Source organism: Gleimia sp. 6138-11-ORH1, from assembly GCF_024814355.1.
GTDB lineage: Bacteria > Actinomycetota > Actinomycetes > Actinomycetales > Actinomycetaceae > Gleimia.
Genome location: NZ_JANUXV010000004.1, coordinates 44,170 through 59,837, shown reverse-complemented (window position 1 = coordinate 59,837; position 15,668 = coordinate 44,170). Strand labels below are relative to the sequence as shown.

The following is a 15,668-nucleotide window of genomic DNA, read 5'->3' as shown; positions in this document are numbered from 1 at the left end:
CTACGCTATAAAGCGCCCTCGAAAAGAAAATCAGCTATCCAAGACCAACCTAAAATAAGGAACAAACGTGCGCGAACACCCAGATACGATCGCCGACGCAGCTGCCACCCCCGACAAAGAAATGCCCTGGCAAGAACTGGGGCTCAAAGCCGACGAATATGAATCTATCGTCAAACTATTGGGCCGCCGCCCCACTAACGCAGAACTGGCCATGTACTCGGTAATGTGGTCCGAACACTGCTCATACAAGTCCTCCAAAAAACACCTTAGTGAACAGTTTGGAAAGAAAACCACCCCGGAAATGAAAAAACATCTGATGGTGGGGATCGGCCAAAATGCTGGAGTAGTTGATATTGGCGACGGTTGGGCCGCTACTTTCAAAGTAGAATCTCACAACCACCCTTCCTTTGTAGAACCCTACCAAGGAGCAGCCACCGGCGTTGGGGGGATTGTCCGCGACATTATCTCTATGGGAGCTCGCCCCATCGCAGTTATGGATCAGCTTCGTTTTGGCGATCCGAAACATCCTGATACCGCGCGAGTTGTTCACGGCGTAGTCGCTGGGGTAGGCGGATATGGAAACTGCCTGGGACTACCGAATATTGGTGGAGAAACCGACTTCGACCCGTCCTACCAGGGCAACCCGCTGGTAAACGCCCTGTGCGTGGGAGTTATGCGCCATGAGAACATTCACCTTGCTAACGCCGAGGGCGTTGGGAATCAAGTAGTTCTCTTTGGGGCTCGCACCGGTGGTGACGGTATTGGGGGCGCTTCCATTTTGGCTTCTGAATCTTTTGAAGACGGAATGCCCACCAAACGCCCCTCAGTACAAGTGGGCGACCCATTTATGGAAAAAGTGCTGATTGAGGCCTGTTTAGAACTCTTTGACGCAGGCGTGGTGGAAGGCATTCAAGACCTGGGTGCTGCCGGTATCTCTTGCGCCACCTCTGAACTGGCGTCAAATGGTAACTCTGGTATGCACGTAGATCTTGAAAAAGTGCTGTTACGCGATGAGACTCTCACCGCCGGTGAAATTCTCATGTCTGAATCCCAAGAACGGATGATGGCGGTAGTTACTCCAGAAAATCTGGAACGCTTCATGGAAATCATGCGCAAATGGGATATTGAAGCTGCGGTGATTGGAACGGTAACCGGTGACGGACGTTTGACAATTGACCACTACGGAGAACGAATTGTAGACGTAGATCCAAAAACTGTGGCACATGATGGCCCAGTTTATGATCGTCCCTACGCGCGGCCCCTGTGGTTAGATGAGCTTCAGATTCACGACTCGTCGAAACTGGCGCGTCCGAGCAATCGAAAAGAAATTAAAGAACAAGTAGTTGCCATGTTAAATAGCCCGAACCAGGCAGCGAAAAACTGGGTAACTGACCAGTATGACCGCTACGTGCGTGGAAACACGGCTTCTGCTCAGCCTGATGATGCTGGGGTAGTGCGGGTAGATGAAACTACTAACCTGGGAATTTCGATTGCAACTGACGCGAACGGCTGGTACTGCAAGCTAGACCCTTATGTGGGTGCGCAACAGGCCCTGGCTGAAGCCTACCGGAACGTATGTATTTCCGGGGCAGAGCCAAGGGCAGTTACCGACTGCTTAAACTTTGGAAATCCAGAAGACCCGGACGCCATGTGGCAGCTGGTCACCGCAATGACCGGTTTAGCAGACGGCTGTCAAACTCTGGGAATTCCCGTAACTGGCGGAAACGTGTCCCTATACAATTCTTCTGGTAAAGAAAAGGGGTTGATTGACTCCTCTATTAACCCCACTCCGGTAGTGGGTGTCCTGGGAGTGATTGCAGATGTGCGCCGCACCCGCCCGGCGGGATGGTTCTCAGAAGGCCTGGCGATTTATGTGCTGGGAAGTACGCAGGATGAGTTAGATGGTTCCGCGTGGGCACGGGAAGTTCACGGTCACTTAGGAGGGCATCCTCCGGTAGTTGATTTCGCGAAAGAAGTTGCTTTAGGAAACGTTTTGCGCGCCCTGATTAACCAAGATGGTCCTGATGGAGAGCCACTGATTTCCGCAGCTCATGACATTTCCGATGGGGGCTTAGTCCAAGCCCTTGTGGAAGCCTGTACTCGCGCAGGAATTGGCGCTTCGGTAGATATTTCTGCCCTGGTGCGTGATAACGAGATTTCAGATTTCGTGGCACTCTTTTCTGAAACCCAAGGACGCGCCATTGTGGCGGCTCCCGAGGGCGCTCACCAAGCTGTCTTAGCAGCTTGTGAAGCTGAGGGGGTTTCCTGCTACCGCATTGGGGTAGCAGGCGGAACTTTACTTACTATCGCCGGAGCTGACTCTTTAGGAGATGCAGCGAATTTTGATCCGGAACTTTTGGGGGCTCCAGAGGCTACTGTGGCTAGCTTTGGTGAACCCGGAGAAGTAGGTCCCCTGGTATTACGGGTCTCAGAATTGCAAGCAGAAATGGCTGCAGTTTTACCAAAATATTTCTGATTTCTGGGTGAAAACAAGGCCTTTAGGATAAGCATAATAGTAGATTCCGTTTTACGAGCATTTCCCAAAGAGTTCCTGATGCGGTTTACTTATAGAGGAGCTTTTGCAGTGAGAGAGCAAAGTTCACTTAAAGGAAAATGCGTAAAACGGAATCTACAGGAGAACATATATGACTAACCGGGTTGAAGAGGTTTTTGCAGAGGTAGTTCGTCGGAACCCAGGTGAACCTGAGTTCTTGCAGGCAGTCCACGAAGTGCTTGAATCTCTCACACCAGCGTTGGAAAAACATCCGAAATACGCTGATCACGCTTTACTTGAAAGACTAGTTGAACCAGAACGCCTCATCATGTTCCGCGTTCCCTGGGTAGATGATGCCGGTCGGGTACAGGTAAATCGCGGGTTCCGCGTGCAGTTCTCTTCCGCTTTAGGCCCCTATAAGGGAGGGATTCGTTTCCACCGTTCCGTGAACGCTAATATCGTTAAATTCCTTGGCTTTGAGCAGATCTTTAAAAATGCGCTTACCGGGCAGGGAATTGGCGGCGGTAAGGGCGGTTCCGATTTTGATCCGCACGGCAAGTCCGATAATGAAATTATGCGTTTTTGCCAGTCCTTTATGACGGAATTATTTCGCCACATTGGGGCGGGTACTGACGTGCCAGCCGGTGACATTGGGGTAGGTGGCCGCGAGGTTGGTTACCTATTCGGACAGTATAAGCGGCTGACTAACCACTTTGAGTCCGGAGTTTTAACCGGGAAGAAACTTGGTTGGGGTGGTTCTTTAGTGCGTACCGAAGCTACCGGTTACGGTACGGTACTGTTTGCCCAATCGATGTTGAAAACTCGTGGAGAAGACCTTGAAGGTAAGCGTGTTTTAGTTTCTGGGTCTGGAAATGTAGCTACTTATGCGATTGAAAAAGCTCAGCAGCTGGGCGCTTTACCGATTACGATTTCTGATTCTTCCGGCTGGGTTTATGACCCGCAGGGGATTGATTTAGAGCTGTTAAAGCAGATTAAAGAAGTTGAAAGAGGCCGCGTTTCTGACTATGCTACTCGCCGACAGGGGGCAGTTTTCTCTGCGGAAGGAAGCGTCTGGGATGTTCCGGCTGAGATTGCTTTACCGTGTGCCACCCAAAATGAGCTTAACGGCGTGCAGGCGCGGACTTTGCTGCAAAACGGTTGCCAAGTAGTTTCCGAGGGCGCAAATATGCCGTCCACTCCGGAAGCGGTGGAACTTTTCCAAAGCTCGAAGATTCTGTATGCTCCCGGAAAAGCCGCTAATGCCGGCGGGGTAGCTACTTCCGCTTTGGAAATGCAACAAAATGCTTCCCGTGCGAAGTGGACTTTTGCCCGCGCTGAAGCAGAACTAACTGCCATCATGCAGAGTATTCACGATGACTGTTTAGCTACTGCTGAGGAATACGGTGAACCAGGTAACTATGTGCTGGGTGCAAATATTACTGGATTTACCCGCGTTGCTGACGCGATGTTGGATCACGGAGTAATCTGACCTTAGTTTTAAGGAAAGATTCTAGTGGCAAAACAGATTAGCGACGAAGTTGGTTTAGCTGCGCTTAAAGCTGGTTTAGCTGTGCTTAACGGTGAGATTCCAGCGCAGACTTGCACTTCAAGAGAATGGAAAACTGCGGTGCGTTGGGGGCTACAAGAGTTAGCGCGGCTAGCTCCTGGGCGCGCAGTTGAAGTTCGCGTTCCCCCGGCAGGGGCAGTGCAAATCCTGGGTGGAACTGTACACCGGCGAGGCACACCCCCAGCTGTGGTGGAAATGAGTATGGAAACTTTCGTTGCCTTAGCAGCTGGAAAATACACTTGGCAGGAAATTCTCGAGGGCGATACCAACCCTAAACGAAAAATTATCGGTAGTTCTGGAAAACCATTGCAGGTGGAAGCCTCTGGTGAAAGAGCCGAAATCGGCCACCTGTTTCCCCTACTTTAACCACACGGTCGTATCGGCAGGAACTTCTAAACCACCTGAGGTGGTAATTAGATCTGCGGAACTAAAGAGAACTTGCCATTTCGAGGAAATCACTGTCGGTTCTGTGAAAGTCGTGGCGACTACTACTTCACCGTAGGAGCTTTGATTCACATAGGCTAATCCGAAGCCCGCTAAATCTGCGAAACCAGTTACGTCTAGCAAACCGCCCTCGGCTAACTGCAGGCGCTTACGTAACTGCAGCATATGCCGATACCAACTCAGATGCGAATTGGGGTCGTTGAGCTGGCGGTCTATTGCCAGATCTTCCCAAAATAATGGTTGCGGAAGCCAGGTGTCTCCGGTGGGACTAAACCCGAAACCAGGGGCATTTGCCTCCCACGGTAGTGGCACTCGGCACCCGTCCCGACCTGCTTCTGCCTGCTGAGTGCGGAAGAAAGCAGGGTCTTGCCGCACGGAATCAGGAAGCATAGTGTGTTCTGGTAAACCTAACTCTTCTCCTTGATAAATGTAGGCTGAGCCGGGGAGTGCCAACATGAGGGCGTGTGCGGCTTTGGCGCGGCGTAAGGCGAGTGGCTGATTGGGTTGTTCTTCAAAGGAACGAATCCCATTGGGGCCTTTACCAGTTTTAGAAAGCCCCATCCGTGAAGCAGCTCGGACCACGTCGTGGTTAGATAAAACCCAGGTAGTGGGGGCGCCCACCTGATCCATAGCCGCTAAAGACTTACTGATTACTTCTCGCAGGGCCGTTGGCTCCCACTCACAACAGAGAAAATCAAAGTTGAACGATTGATTCATTTCATCTGCGCGCACGTACTTTGCAATTCCCCGTTCGGGAGAAACCCAGGCTTCGGCAACTAAGATACGCTCTGTATCGAACTCGTCTAGAACTTTCCGCCATTCGCGGTAGATTTCATGAACGCCCTCCAGATTCCACATGGGTGGGGGAGGCACATCGGATGCGGAAGCGGAGCCACCGTCAACCATTTTCCAGTGGAACTGCCAGTTCGGTAAAGTGGGGTCTTTTACCAGGCCGTGCGCCACATCAACTCTGAAACCGGCAACGCCTCGGGAGAGCCAGAAGCGGAGGATATCGTGGAATTCTTCCCGCACTTCGGGGTGTTCCCAGTTTAGATCGGGCTGGGAAGAATCAAAAAGATGCAGATACCAGCTGGGGTCATTTTCCCAAGCTGAACCAGGTGCGTCAGCTCTGTCACATACTCGAGTCCAAGCGATTGAACCGAAAATCGATTCCCAGTCGTTGGGGGGAAGCTCTCCATTTTCCCCAGTTCCGGGGCGGAAAATATACCGTTCTCGCTCGGCAGAACCGATTCCAGCTGCTAAAGCGTCCTGGAACCACTGATGTTGATCTGAAGTGTGGTTGGGAACTAAATCGACAATGACTTTTAATCCCAGTTCTTTCGCTTTGGTTAAAAGCGCGTCTGCGTCAGCTAACGTACCGAAAAGAGGATCGACGTCCCGATAGTTAGAAACGTCGTATCCACCGTCTTTTTGTGGGGAAACGTAGAAAGGAGAAAGCCAAATAGCGTCTGCACCCAGTTCTGCAATATGGTCTAAACGCTGGGTGATCCCAGGTAAATCACCTACCCCTGGTTGAGTTCCCACTCCGGCGGACGCGTAGGAACGCGGGTAGATTTGATAGATGACTGCAGAACGCCACCACTGTGAACTTTGGGTGGGGCGGTGTAGTAAAACTGCGTTTTCAAAAGGCACTTTTGCTCCTTAGTAATCCTAAAGTTAGTTCACGCCAAAGTGGACGTGGATTCGCGTACGAAAAGTTCTGATTGGAAAGTCATCGAATGAGGTTCTAAATCAACCCCGTTAATCATGTCATTTAGGGTGGAAACAGCCATTTGTGACATTTCTTGTAAGGGATGGCGGAAAGTAGTTAAAGACGGTGAGGTGAACCGAATTAGGGGAGTGTCGTCAAAACCGATAATCGATAAATCATCAGGAACACTCACCCCATTTGCCTGACAGTACTGTATTCCACCTAAAGCCATAATGTCAGAACCGTAGATAATCGCGGTGCAACCATAATCTAATAGTTTTTGAGTTGCGGCCTGTCCGCCCTCGAGAGTGAATAGAGTGTTGGTGACGTGAACTGGCTGAGTGGGGAAAAGTCTTTGCATTTCTGCTTTAAAACTAGCGGTTTTACGCGAAACGGGGACGAACCGAGAAGGACCTACTGCCAGGCCAATCTGACTGTGCCCTAAACTGCGCAGATGGCGGATTGCTTGGCGCATAGTTAAAGCATCATCTAAAGAAAAATCTGGGGCTTTAATCACCGGATTAGAACCATTGACAGTTACGAAGGGAACTTTTTGTTCAATCAGTTTTTGGTAGCGCTGCGGGTTAGCTTCCAAATCTGCGTGTAAGCCGGAAACGAAAATTAGTCCGTTAATCCCATGATCTAAAAGTAGCTGCACGTGCGTGTCTTCAGTTACTCCTCCGGCGCGTTGCGTACATAGAATCGGAGTGTAACCGTGCGACGTTAGAGCATTTTCTAAGTATTGTGCAAAAAGTGGGAAGACTGGGTTAGATAATTCGGGAATGATTAAACCGATTAACCGAGTGGGGCGGCGACGGAGCTTTTCAGGACGTTCGTATCCGAGCAGATCAATGGCGGTGAGAACTGCTTGCCGAGTTTCTGGCGCCACCACATCTTTACCGTTCAATACGCGCGATACTGTGGCGGTCGAAACGCCAGCTTGCTTAGCGAGTTTCGCTAAGCTAATCCGATTTGTCATTATCTGACTCCTGAAATGAGCATTCTAAAGTAACTTAAGCGGTGAAAGAAACGACTTTATAAAGTGTGAAAATCAAATGTGTTCTTAAGTTGCCAACAACATCTTTGCTGAAAGGTAACTTCCGCTAACCCATGTAAAATCTTACAGGAATTTTAAAACTCGTGTTGATCGTTACCAAAAAGCAACCCACGTAAATTGCGATATTTCAACGAAAAATAAGGATATAATAAAATACGAAAGAATAAACTTCTGAAAGGTGTTGCAAAACTCCGCGGAAGTTACTAAATTATTCTCGACATTCTGCAAGCGTTGAAGCTGACTGAATGAAACAAAAACATAAACTGATGAGGAGATGAAATGCGACGCGGCATTGTATTTGCAACTGCAGCTGTTCTCAGCCTGGGCCTAGCCGCCTGTGGTGGAACAACCGCTACTAACGATAAAACAAGCGAGCCAGACAATAAGGGCACTGGCGAAGTAGCTCTAACCATCTGGGTAGATGACAACCGTAAGGAAGTTATCGAAGGGGTTGCTAAGAAGTACGAAGAAGCTACCGGCAACAAAGTTTCCGTAGTAGTTAAAGACTTCGGCAAGATTAAAGACGAATTCCAAACCCAGGTATCTAACGGTGAAGGTCCAGACATCACTGTTGGCGCACACGACTGGTTGGGAACTTTCGTAGCTAACGGAACCGTAGCTCCACTGGAACTTGGCGACAAGGCAAGCGGCTTTGCTGATATTTCCGTCCAGGCATTCACCTACGATGGAAAGACCTACGGTCTGCCTTACGCGATTGAAAACCTAGCAGTTATTCGTAACACTAAGCTAGCAGACTCCACTCCAGCTACCTTCGACGAATTCGTTGCAAAGGGCAAGGCAGCTAACACCAAGTACCCATTCGTAATCCCCACTGGTGAAGAAGGTGACGGCTACAACTACTACGCTTTCCAGACTTCTTTCGGCGCACCAGTATTTGAATCTGATGCTAACGGCTACACCAACAAGCTGGGCTTAGGTGGAGACAACGGTGTTAAGTTCGCTGAATGGCTCAAAGCAAATGGTAAGACCGGTACCGGCTACCTTGATACCGCTATCACTTACGACATCGCTTTGGAAGCATTCCGTAACGGCGATGCACCATACATCATTGGTGGCCCTTGGATGATTGGCGACATCAAAAAGTCAGGCATTGAAGTTGCCATCGACCCAATCCCATCCGCAGGTGGTCAGCCAGCACAGCCATTCGTAGGCGTACAGGGCTTCTACGTATCCTCTAAGTCAAAGAACTCCCTGCTGGCAGCGCAGTTCCTCACCGACTACATTGGTACCAAAGAAGTTCAGGTAGCCATCTACGAAGCCGGTAACCGCCAGCCAGCTCTAAAGGAAGCTGCAGAAGCAGCTTCTGACCCAATCACCGCAGCATTCGGTAAAGTTGCTGAAGGCTCTGTATTGATGCCATCCATCCCAGCAATGGGACAGGTATGGGGCTTCTGGGGTAAGACTGAAGCAGCTATCATCAACGGTGAAGATCCAAAAGCTACTTGGGAAAAGATGGTTGCTGATATCGAAGCCGATATCGCAAAATCATCTAAGTAACCGTGTTTAGCGACTAAAATGGCGTGTAGTCAGCAGAAAACTGCTGGCTACACGCCATGTTCTTTATTTATCCTTACGCAACGAAGCGAGGAAATATGAGTGTAAAAACTGACCAAACCTCACGGTCTACAAAGAATAAACCGGCCACCGGCGACTCACCCGCCACCATGTGGTCAGCTGGTTTCTTCATTAAACTGTTCTTAATGGCATTAGTAAACGCCCTCGGTGTTTACATTATTGTCTCTGCCTACACTTCTCAATCTTGGATTATTTTCGGAGCCTCTTTAACGATTTTGCTCCTAGTTGATTACGTGTACTTCTCACCCCGAACCTTGGCATTGAAATACATGGCACCAGGCCTGGTATTCCTCCTCATCTTCCAGGTGTTTGTTATGGGGTACACCGGCTACATTGCTTTCACTAACTACGGCGACCGCCACCTGCTGGACAAAGACTCTGCCGCACAGTCCCTCTTACGACAAAGAGTTGATCGGGTAGAAGGAACTGCTGAATACCCCCTCACCATTGTGGAAAGCAACGGTGAGTTCGGTTTTGCAATCATTGACGGCGATGATGTTAAAGTTGGTACGGCTAAAGAGCCATTCCAAAAAGTCGAGGGCGTAAAACGCGCTGGAAATATTCTTACTGAAGTTCCCGGTTGGGAAATCGTAAACGTTGGGAAACTGGGGGAGCGCCAAGCAGAAGTGATTGCTTTGCGAGTTCCGCTTACTGACGATCCGAAAGACGGTTTAATCGGTACGCAAAATGCTTCAACCGGTTATGTTTTCGAATCAACTATGACTTTTGATAAGGAAAACTACTCCCTCACCGACTTGAAGACGGGGAAAGTCTACACCGCTGATGACACAGTTGGTTTCTATGTCGCTGAAGACGGCGAACGGTTAGATACCGGCTACCAAATCTGGGTAGGGCTTGATAACTTCAAACGAGCTTTCTCTGACTCTCGTTACTCCACCCCATTTTTCAAAGTTCTTCTTTGGACAGTGGCTTTCGCGTTCCTTTCCGTAATCACTACTTTCTTACTGGGAATGATTTTAGCGTTAGTTATGAATGACTCTCGTATGGGAGGACGCAAAATCTACCGTACTTTAATGCTGATGCCCTATGCGTTCCCAGCATTCATGTCAGCCTTCCTCTTTGCCGGTATGCTGAATGCAAAGTACGGTTTCTTCAACCAGGTTTTCTTCGGTGGAGCAGAAATTCCTTGGCTAACTGACCCTTGGTTGGCTAAAGGTGCAGTACTGTTTGTGAATCTTTGGATGGGCTTCCCCTACATGTTCCTAATCTGTACTGGAGCACTTCAATCAATCCCTTCAGAGTTGAATGAAGCTGCCAAGATTGACGGGGCAACCGGCTTCCAAATTTGGCGTTACGTCACTATGCCGCAGCTGATGATTCAAGTTTCCCCGCTGTTGATTGCGTCCTTCGCCTTCAACTTCAACAACTTTAACTTGATTTACATGTTGACCAACGGCGGGCCAGCCTTTAAGGATGCTTCCGTTCCAGTGGGACACACAGACATTTTGATTTCGATGGTTTACTCGGTAGCAGGTCTATCTGGTAAAGCAGCGCGCGACTACGGTTTAGCATCTGCTATGTCCATCATGATCTTCATTATCGTCGGCACAGTTTCGATGATTAGCTTCAAGCGTTCCAAGTCGATTGAAGGAGCCCAATGATGAGCACCAAAACTGTAGCACCAACAGACAATAAGAAAACCTGGGGAAACTGGTTTAGAGAAATCGGGTTCCGTCACGTAGTGGGCGTTCTTGCCGTAATCTACTCTATTTTCCCGATTCTTTACGTTTTCTCAGCTGCTTTAAACCCAGCCACCGGCACAACACTTTCTTCTTCCAATAGCTTGTTTTCAGCAATCTCGTTTGAGAACTTCCGCGAACTGGGAGAACAAACTAAGTTCTGGACCTGGTTTTTAAATACCCTCCAAATCGGGATTATTACCTCTATCGGCACCGTGATTATGGGCGCAGCAGCAGCTTTCGCTTTCTCACGCTACCGATTCAAAGGGCGTAAGGGCTCACTCTTAAGCCTGATGGTTATCCAAATGTTCCCACAGTTACTAGCATTCGTAGCGATCTTCTCGCTGTTAGTAACCTTAGGGGATATTGTTCCCGCTTTAGGCTTAAACTCTAAGTACGCGTTGATTGCCGTATATCTAGGTGGTGCCCTGGGGGCAAATACCTTCCTCATGTACGGTACTTTCAACTCTATCCCGATGGAACTCGATGAGGCCGCTCGTATTGACGGTGCTTCACACGCCACGATCTATTGGACCATTATCATGCCTTTGGTAACGCCAATCCTGGCAGTGGTTGCACTTTTGTCATTCATCGCCGCCTTTAACGACTTCCTTTTAGCCTCAGTTATCCTCACTGGAGACAATAACTGGACCATCGCAATTGGGATGAACAAATGGGTGGGTGGTAACGAAAAGCACTGGGATTGGTTCACCGCCGGAGCGGTAATCGCCTCATTGCCGATCCTCACACTCTTCCTGTTCCTCCAAAAGTACATTGTGGCAGGTTTAACGGGTGGATCCGTGAAAGGCTAAACGTAAAGCCCGCTTAGCTATGTTTGCACCGTGGAACAGTAGTTCCACGGTGCAAACATAAATTTGGAAGTGAACAAAAGAAATCCCCCAGTAAGCTTCTTAACTGAGATAGAGTATTAGTTATGGATGTAACAAATAAACTGATTTCACTTGGATCCGTAGCCGGAGCTGGTTTTGTAACCGACAAAATCATAGACAAAGGTTGGGAACTGGTAACCGGGCGCCCTTCGCCTGCTAAAGAAGATGAAGAAACCGTAGAACTATTGGAAATGCTCGTTTTTGCAGCAGTTTCCGCAGTGGCCCTAACTTTAGTGCGCCGCTACGTGATTCGCGGAACTAAGAAAGTTATTGCTAAACGCGAAGCCCGCACACAAACTGCCTAAACGAAAACCTTTATAAGTAGGGGGATACTCAAATAGAGTATCCCCCTACTTGCTTAGTACAGCAGAAGGCAACTACCTGCAAAGGCACTTACCTGAAAAAGACACCTATCTGAAAAGACGCCTACTTGAAAAGACGCCTACTTGAAAAGACACCTACCTGATAAAAAGTGCTAAGCGGATAAAGGCGTTTATCCGGCAAAAGATGCTTATCAGATAAAGAACGGTGTATCGGGGAAAACCTGAGGCTAATCAGGAGAAAAATCAGGGCACAACCAGGGAATCCCCTCATAGGCAACATAACTTGTTAAAGCGCACACTAGAAATATGAATCTAAACGTAAATCAAGAATCTAACTACAACACCGGAATCTACCTGCGCGGACTGACCAAACACTATCAGCGCGAAGGCGTAATAGTACCTGCATTGAATGAAGTCACCCTCCACATTGCGCGCAGCTCACAAGTAGCCATCATGGGGCCCTCAGGCTGCGGCAAAACCACTCTTTTACACACAACCGCAGGAATTCTCACCCCCACTGCCGGTTCAATCCGCATTGAAGGGCAAGAACTGGCAGGCATGAAAGAAACTGACCTGTCCACTCTCCGTTTAAGACGTTTCGGATTTGTCTTTCAAGATGGACAACTTCTTCCAGAACTAACCAACGCTGAAAACGTCGCTCTTCCACTGATGCTCTTGGGCGTACCTAAGAAACAGGCTTTACAAAAAGCTGACACCCAATTAGCGTCCCTGGGACTTGCCGGTAGTGGCAAGTATCTACCCGGACAACTCTCAGGCGGACAAGCCCAACGCGTAGCTATCGCCCGCGCCCTGGTCACTAACCCGCAGGTAGTTTTCGCAGATGAACCAACCGGTTCTTTAGACCAAGCAACCAGCGCAGAAGTAATGCAGGTACTCACTCAAGCCACCGCTCAAACCGGCGCAACCCTGGTGGTAGTAACACACGATAAAGGCGTGGCCAGCTGGCTTCAGCACACCATCCACATGTGCGACGGAAAGATCGAATCAGTAGTTTCCCGCACCTCCATGGCGCCCTCGGAAAACAAAAGCACCCACCCAAACACAAGTGCAGCCACCCCCGCCACCGCCAGCACAGCTAACTATGCAACACCTTACGAAACCGCAGAAAAAGCAGAGGAAAACTAATGAAACCACTGCAGATAGCTGTCTCTACCCTCCGCCGCTCCCGCGATAAAGTAACTTCAACACTGACAATCATCGCGATTGCCCTCCCACACGCAGTGCTCCTGGCCGTAATCAGTGGCGTACTCATGTTCCAAAATCGTAATGCGCACCCCAGCAACGAATTTATGGAAACCGGACCCCACCTGGCGCTGGCCTTTTTCGCTGCAACCCTCCTGATCATCCCCGCCCTTTCCATGGGAGCTGCCGCCTCCAGACTGGGTTTAACACGTAAAGCCCGCACCCTAGCAACCCTCAGACTAATCGGAATCACCCCCGCGATTGCCCGCGGAGCTGCCGTAATAGACACCCTCTACCAAACAACTTTAGGGATAATCTTAGGGAGCTTCCTCTACTTGGGGACTCTCCCCATCTGGACTTTAATCTCATTCCAAGCCGAACCAATCTCCCCTTCAGAAATGTGGATGGGAATCCTTCCCCTGCTCTTAGCGGGACTGGGAATGCTAATTCTAACCGGCTTTTCCGCCCTAATCGCCATGCAACAAGTTGCGATTACTCCCCTGGGAGTCATCCGGCAAAATAATGTCTCTAGAATCAACAAATGGAGCCTTATCCTGGCAGCTATTTTCTTCGGATCCTGGTTCATCCTTGCCCCGATGACTCTGCAGGCAGGAATTGCAGTTGGTTTAACAATCATCATCTTCTTCTTAGCCGGTAGCATAATGCTACTGAACTTGTTGGGCGTTGCCGCAGTGACGATTCTGGGTAAAATCATTGCCCGCCAAGCCAAATCTGCCGAGGGCGTTTTAGCCGGACGCCGCCTGGCAGCAAACCCTAAAGCAGTGTGGCGTTCCTTTGGCGCCCTGGGCTTTGTCTCTTTCATAGTTGGGGTGACCCTCCCCGCCTTTTACAGCCTCTACTCTATCTCCGCCAAAGAAAATGTTCGCCCAGAAGAACTCATTATTCTAGCTGACATCTCTACCGGAATTATCTTAACTATGCTGATTTCCAGCGTGTTAGCAGCCATGTCCACCGCCATGCAACAAGCGATCCGCGCATTAGACTCGGCCTCGCAACGAAAAGCACTAGAAAAAATGGGTGCCCCCAGAGGCTACTGGCTACGTTCTCGCCGATATGAAGTAGGCTACCCTGCAGTGATGATTATTGGCGGCGCCACCATCTTAGGATTAGCATTTTCTGCTCCACTAATGACCGTAGGAAACTATCTGCTGGCAGTAGCAGCAGTAATCCTCTGCAGCGCCCTGGCTTTACTAATGGTCTTAACCGCCGCAGAAATAGCGCGCCTCCTTGAAAGGAAAACAACCATATAACCACACGCCCCTCAAATACCCTCGACCTTTCAACCCGGGCAGGCTCGTTGCCCCCTGGAAAGGTCGAGGGTAGAATAAATTCTGCGACAGGGGAGCGGTGAACAATGCCTCAACACAGGCAAATAAATCCGCTGAGAGTGCGCTTAGCGCAGACCCTCGAACCTGATACGGTTAGCACCGTCGAAGGAAGTCGAGTCTCAAATACGTTCTATACGTTCCTATCGTTTACAACCGTAAACTCGTCGCGCACACCGAAGTACCTAAGACAAAACCAGGGAACGTAACCAGGCGTCCTCGGAAAACTTAAAGAAAGCTGCGCGACTAACCCAAGGGAAAAATAATGAAAAAAATGATTTCCACGCTGGCAGTCTTTGCAACCAGCGTGATTCTTCTGGCAGCTTGCGGAACACACCCTGAAAAGCCCACCGCAGACACCGGAAAAAATCCGGAAAAAACAAGTGAAGTAGTCAAAGTACTTGCCTACGACTCACTGGAATTTACAGACGAACTAAAAGCCGAATTTGAAAAAGAAACCGGCTACAAACTAGAACTACTCCAAATCGGCTCCGGCGGGGAACTAACCAACAAACTAGTACTCACCAAAGAAAACCCCGAAGGGGACGTAGCCTTTGGAATCGACTCCATCAGCGCCTACCGGGCCATTAAAGAAAAAGTATTCTCAACCGAAAGCCTGGAAGTATCCGACGCAGAAAAAGCCCTCATGATTGCTGACGCCCCCGCGTTAATCCCCTTTAACCAAAGCGACGTCTGCATCAACGCCGACCCAGCTTGGTTTAAAGCCAAAGGACTGGAAATCCCCGCCACTTTAGACGACCTAAAAGACCCCAAATATAAAGACCTACTGGTCGCAATGAACCCCACCTCATCAACTCCGGGGCTAGCCTTCTTCATGGCAACCATCGCAAAATACGATTCAGGATGGAAAGACTACTGGAACGGCTTAAAAGAAAACGGGGTGAAACTAACTAAAGGCTGGTCTGACGCCTTCAACACAGACTTCTCAGCCGGAGAAGGAAAAGGCGACCGTCCCCTCATGGTTTCCTACGGATCCTCCCCCGCCTGGGCAGTTAATGACCAGGGCACTGAATCAGCAATCCTCAGCCTCCCAAAGACCTGCTTTAGACAAGCAGAGTACGTGGGAGCGTTACAGAACGCAAAAAACCCAGCCGGTGCAGTTGCTTTCGTTAAATTCATGCAAAAAGCCACAACTCAAGAAGTATTCGTAGCGAATAACTACGTGCACCCAGTAAACCCAGAAGCTAAACTACCTGAACCACTGGCAAAATTTGGTAAGTTAGCTGATAAACCATTTACTTTAGACGCAAAGACTATTTCTGAAAATCAAGCAAAATGGTTAGAAGAATGGTCTGAACTGATGGTTAAGTAAGGCA

12 protein-coding genes and 1 riboswitch are annotated in these 15,668 nt (G+C 49.3%); of the genes, 10 read left to right on the top strand and 2 right to left on the bottom strand.

The features are described 5' to 3' along the window. The first annotated feature begins 121 nt into the window (after positions 1 to 121). From purL to NXS08_RS05935, 3 genes are all read left to right on the top strand, one after another. Positions 122 to 2,476 (top strand): phosphoribosylformylglycinamidine synthase subunit PurL, encoded by a 2,355-nt coding sequence (purL, locus tag NXS08_RS05945; RefSeq protein WP_259138555.1) that lies wholly within the window; start codon positions 122 to 124, stop codon positions 2,474 to 2,476. Between the two features lie 169 nt (positions 2,477 to 2,645). Further along, a complete protein-coding gene (gene gdhA, locus NXS08_RS05940; protein ID WP_259138434.1) occupies positions 2,646 to 3,983 on the top strand; it encodes an NADP-specific glutamate dehydrogenase in 1,338 nt (445 codons plus the stop codon). A 24-nt stretch (positions 3,984 to 4,007) separates the two neighbouring features. Next, the gene (locus tag NXS08_RS05935; RefSeq protein WP_259138432.1) at positions 4,008 to 4,427 is read left to right on the top strand and encodes a sterol carrier family protein; all 420 of its coding nucleotides are present in this window, start codon (positions 4,008 to 4,010) and stop codon (positions 4,425 to 4,427) included. Here NXS08_RS05935 and NXS08_RS05930 read toward each other — a convergent pair. Both NXS08_RS05930 and NXS08_RS05925 read right to left on the bottom strand, forming a co-directional pair. After that, positions 4,419 to 6,158, bottom strand: a complete 1,740-nt coding sequence (locus tag NXS08_RS05930; protein WP_259138429.1) for a glycoside hydrolase family 13 protein — start codon at positions 6,156 to 6,158, stop codon at positions 4,419 to 4,421. The two genes, NXS08_RS05935 and NXS08_RS05930, sit on opposite strands and share 9 nt — an antisense overlap. 29 nt (positions 6,159 to 6,187) lie before the next feature. Then, entirely contained in the window at positions 6,188 to 7,195 is a 1,008-nt protein-coding gene (locus NXS08_RS05925; RefSeq protein WP_259138426.1) for a LacI family DNA-binding transcriptional regulator, read from the bottom strand. A gap of 357 nt (positions 7,196 to 7,552) precedes the next feature. Between NXS08_RS05925 and NXS08_RS05920 the strand changes: the two genes are divergently transcribed. From NXS08_RS05920 to NXS08_RS05890, 7 genes are all read left to right on the top strand, one after another. After that, positions 7,553 to 8,791 carry a maltose ABC transporter substrate-binding protein gene (locus NXS08_RS05920; RefSeq protein WP_259138422.1) on the top strand — a complete coding sequence of 413 codons (1,239 nt, stop codon included), beginning with the start codon at positions 7,553 to 7,555 and terminating at the stop codon, positions 8,789 to 8,791. A gap of 95 nt (positions 8,792 to 8,886) precedes the next feature. Next, positions 8,887 to 10,491 carry an ABC transporter permease subunit gene (locus NXS08_RS05915; RefSeq protein WP_259138419.1) on the top strand — a complete coding sequence of 535 codons (1,605 nt, stop codon included), beginning with the start codon at positions 8,887 to 8,889 and terminating at the stop codon, positions 10,489 to 10,491. Then, entirely contained in the window at positions 10,491 to 11,381 is an 891-nt protein-coding gene (locus tag NXS08_RS05910) for a sugar ABC transporter permease (protein ID WP_259138415.1), read from the top strand. The genes NXS08_RS05915 and NXS08_RS05910 overlap by 1 nt, the downstream gene beginning before the upstream one ends. Positions 11,382 to 11,503: 122 nt before the next feature. Next, positions 11,504 to 11,764 (top strand): DUF4235 domain-containing protein, encoded by a 261-nt coding sequence (locus NXS08_RS05905; protein WP_259138413.1) that lies wholly within the window; start codon positions 11,504 to 11,506, stop codon positions 11,762 to 11,764. Between the two features lie 324 nt (positions 11,765 to 12,088). Then, a complete protein-coding gene (locus NXS08_RS05900; protein ID WP_259138410.1) occupies positions 12,089 to 12,928 on the top strand; it encodes an ABC transporter ATP-binding protein in 840 nt (279 codons plus the stop codon). Next, positions 12,928 to 14,256: an ABC transporter permease gene (locus tag NXS08_RS05895; RefSeq protein ID WP_259138407.1), complete on the top strand. Its 1,329-nt coding sequence runs from the start codon at positions 12,928 to 12,930 to the stop codon at positions 14,254 to 14,256. Before NXS08_RS05900 ends, NXS08_RS05895 begins: the two co-directional genes overlap by 1 nt. A 78-nt stretch (positions 14,257 to 14,334) precedes the next feature. Further along, positions 14,335 to 14,462: riboswitch (TPP riboswitch) on the top strand. Between the two features lie 134 nt (positions 14,463 to 14,596). Next, on the top strand, positions 14,597 to 15,664 hold the full coding sequence (locus tag NXS08_RS05890; RefSeq protein WP_259138405.1) for a thiamine ABC transporter substrate binding subunit: 1,068 nt from the start codon (positions 14,597 to 14,599) through the stop codon (positions 15,662 to 15,664). The last annotated feature ends 4 nt before the right edge of the window (positions 15,665 to 15,668 follow it).

Bases quoted from the DNA above. Each gene is read 5' to 3' on its own strand.
- purL (WP_259138555.1), top strand. From the start codon at position 122: ATGCCCTGGCAAGAACTGGGGCTCAAAGCCGACGAATATGAATCTATC.
- gdhA (WP_259138434.1), top strand. From the start codon at position 2,646: ATGACTAACCGGGTTGAAGAGGTTTTTGCAGAGGTAGTTCGTCGGAAC.
- NXS08_RS05925 (WP_259138426.1), bottom strand. From the start codon at position 7,195: ATGACAAATCGGATTAGCTTAGCGAAACTCGCTAAGCAAGCTGGCGTT.
- NXS08_RS05920 (WP_259138422.1), top strand. From the start codon at position 7,553: ATGCGACGCGGCATTGTATTTGCAACTGCAGCTGTTCTCAGCCTGGGC.
- NXS08_RS05915 (WP_259138419.1), top strand. From the start codon at position 8,887: ATGAGTGTAAAAACTGACCAAACCTCACGGTCTACAAAGAATAAACCG.
- NXS08_RS05910 (WP_259138415.1), top strand. From the start codon at position 10,491: ATGAGCACCAAAACTGTAGCACCAACAGACAATAAGAAAACCTGGGGA.
- NXS08_RS05905 (WP_259138413.1), top strand. From the start codon at position 11,504: ATGGATGTAACAAATAAACTGATTTCACTTGGATCCGTAGCCGGAGCT.
- NXS08_RS05900 (WP_259138410.1), top strand. From the start codon at position 12,089: ATGAATCTAAACGTAAATCAAGAATCTAACTACAACACCGGAATCTAC.
- NXS08_RS05895 (WP_259138407.1), top strand. From the start codon at position 12,928: ATGAAACCACTGCAGATAGCTGTCTCTACCCTCCGCCGCTCCCGCGAT.
- NXS08_RS05890 (WP_259138405.1), top strand. From the start codon at position 14,597: ATGAAAAAAATGATTTCCACGCTGGCAGTCTTTGCAACCAGCGTGATT.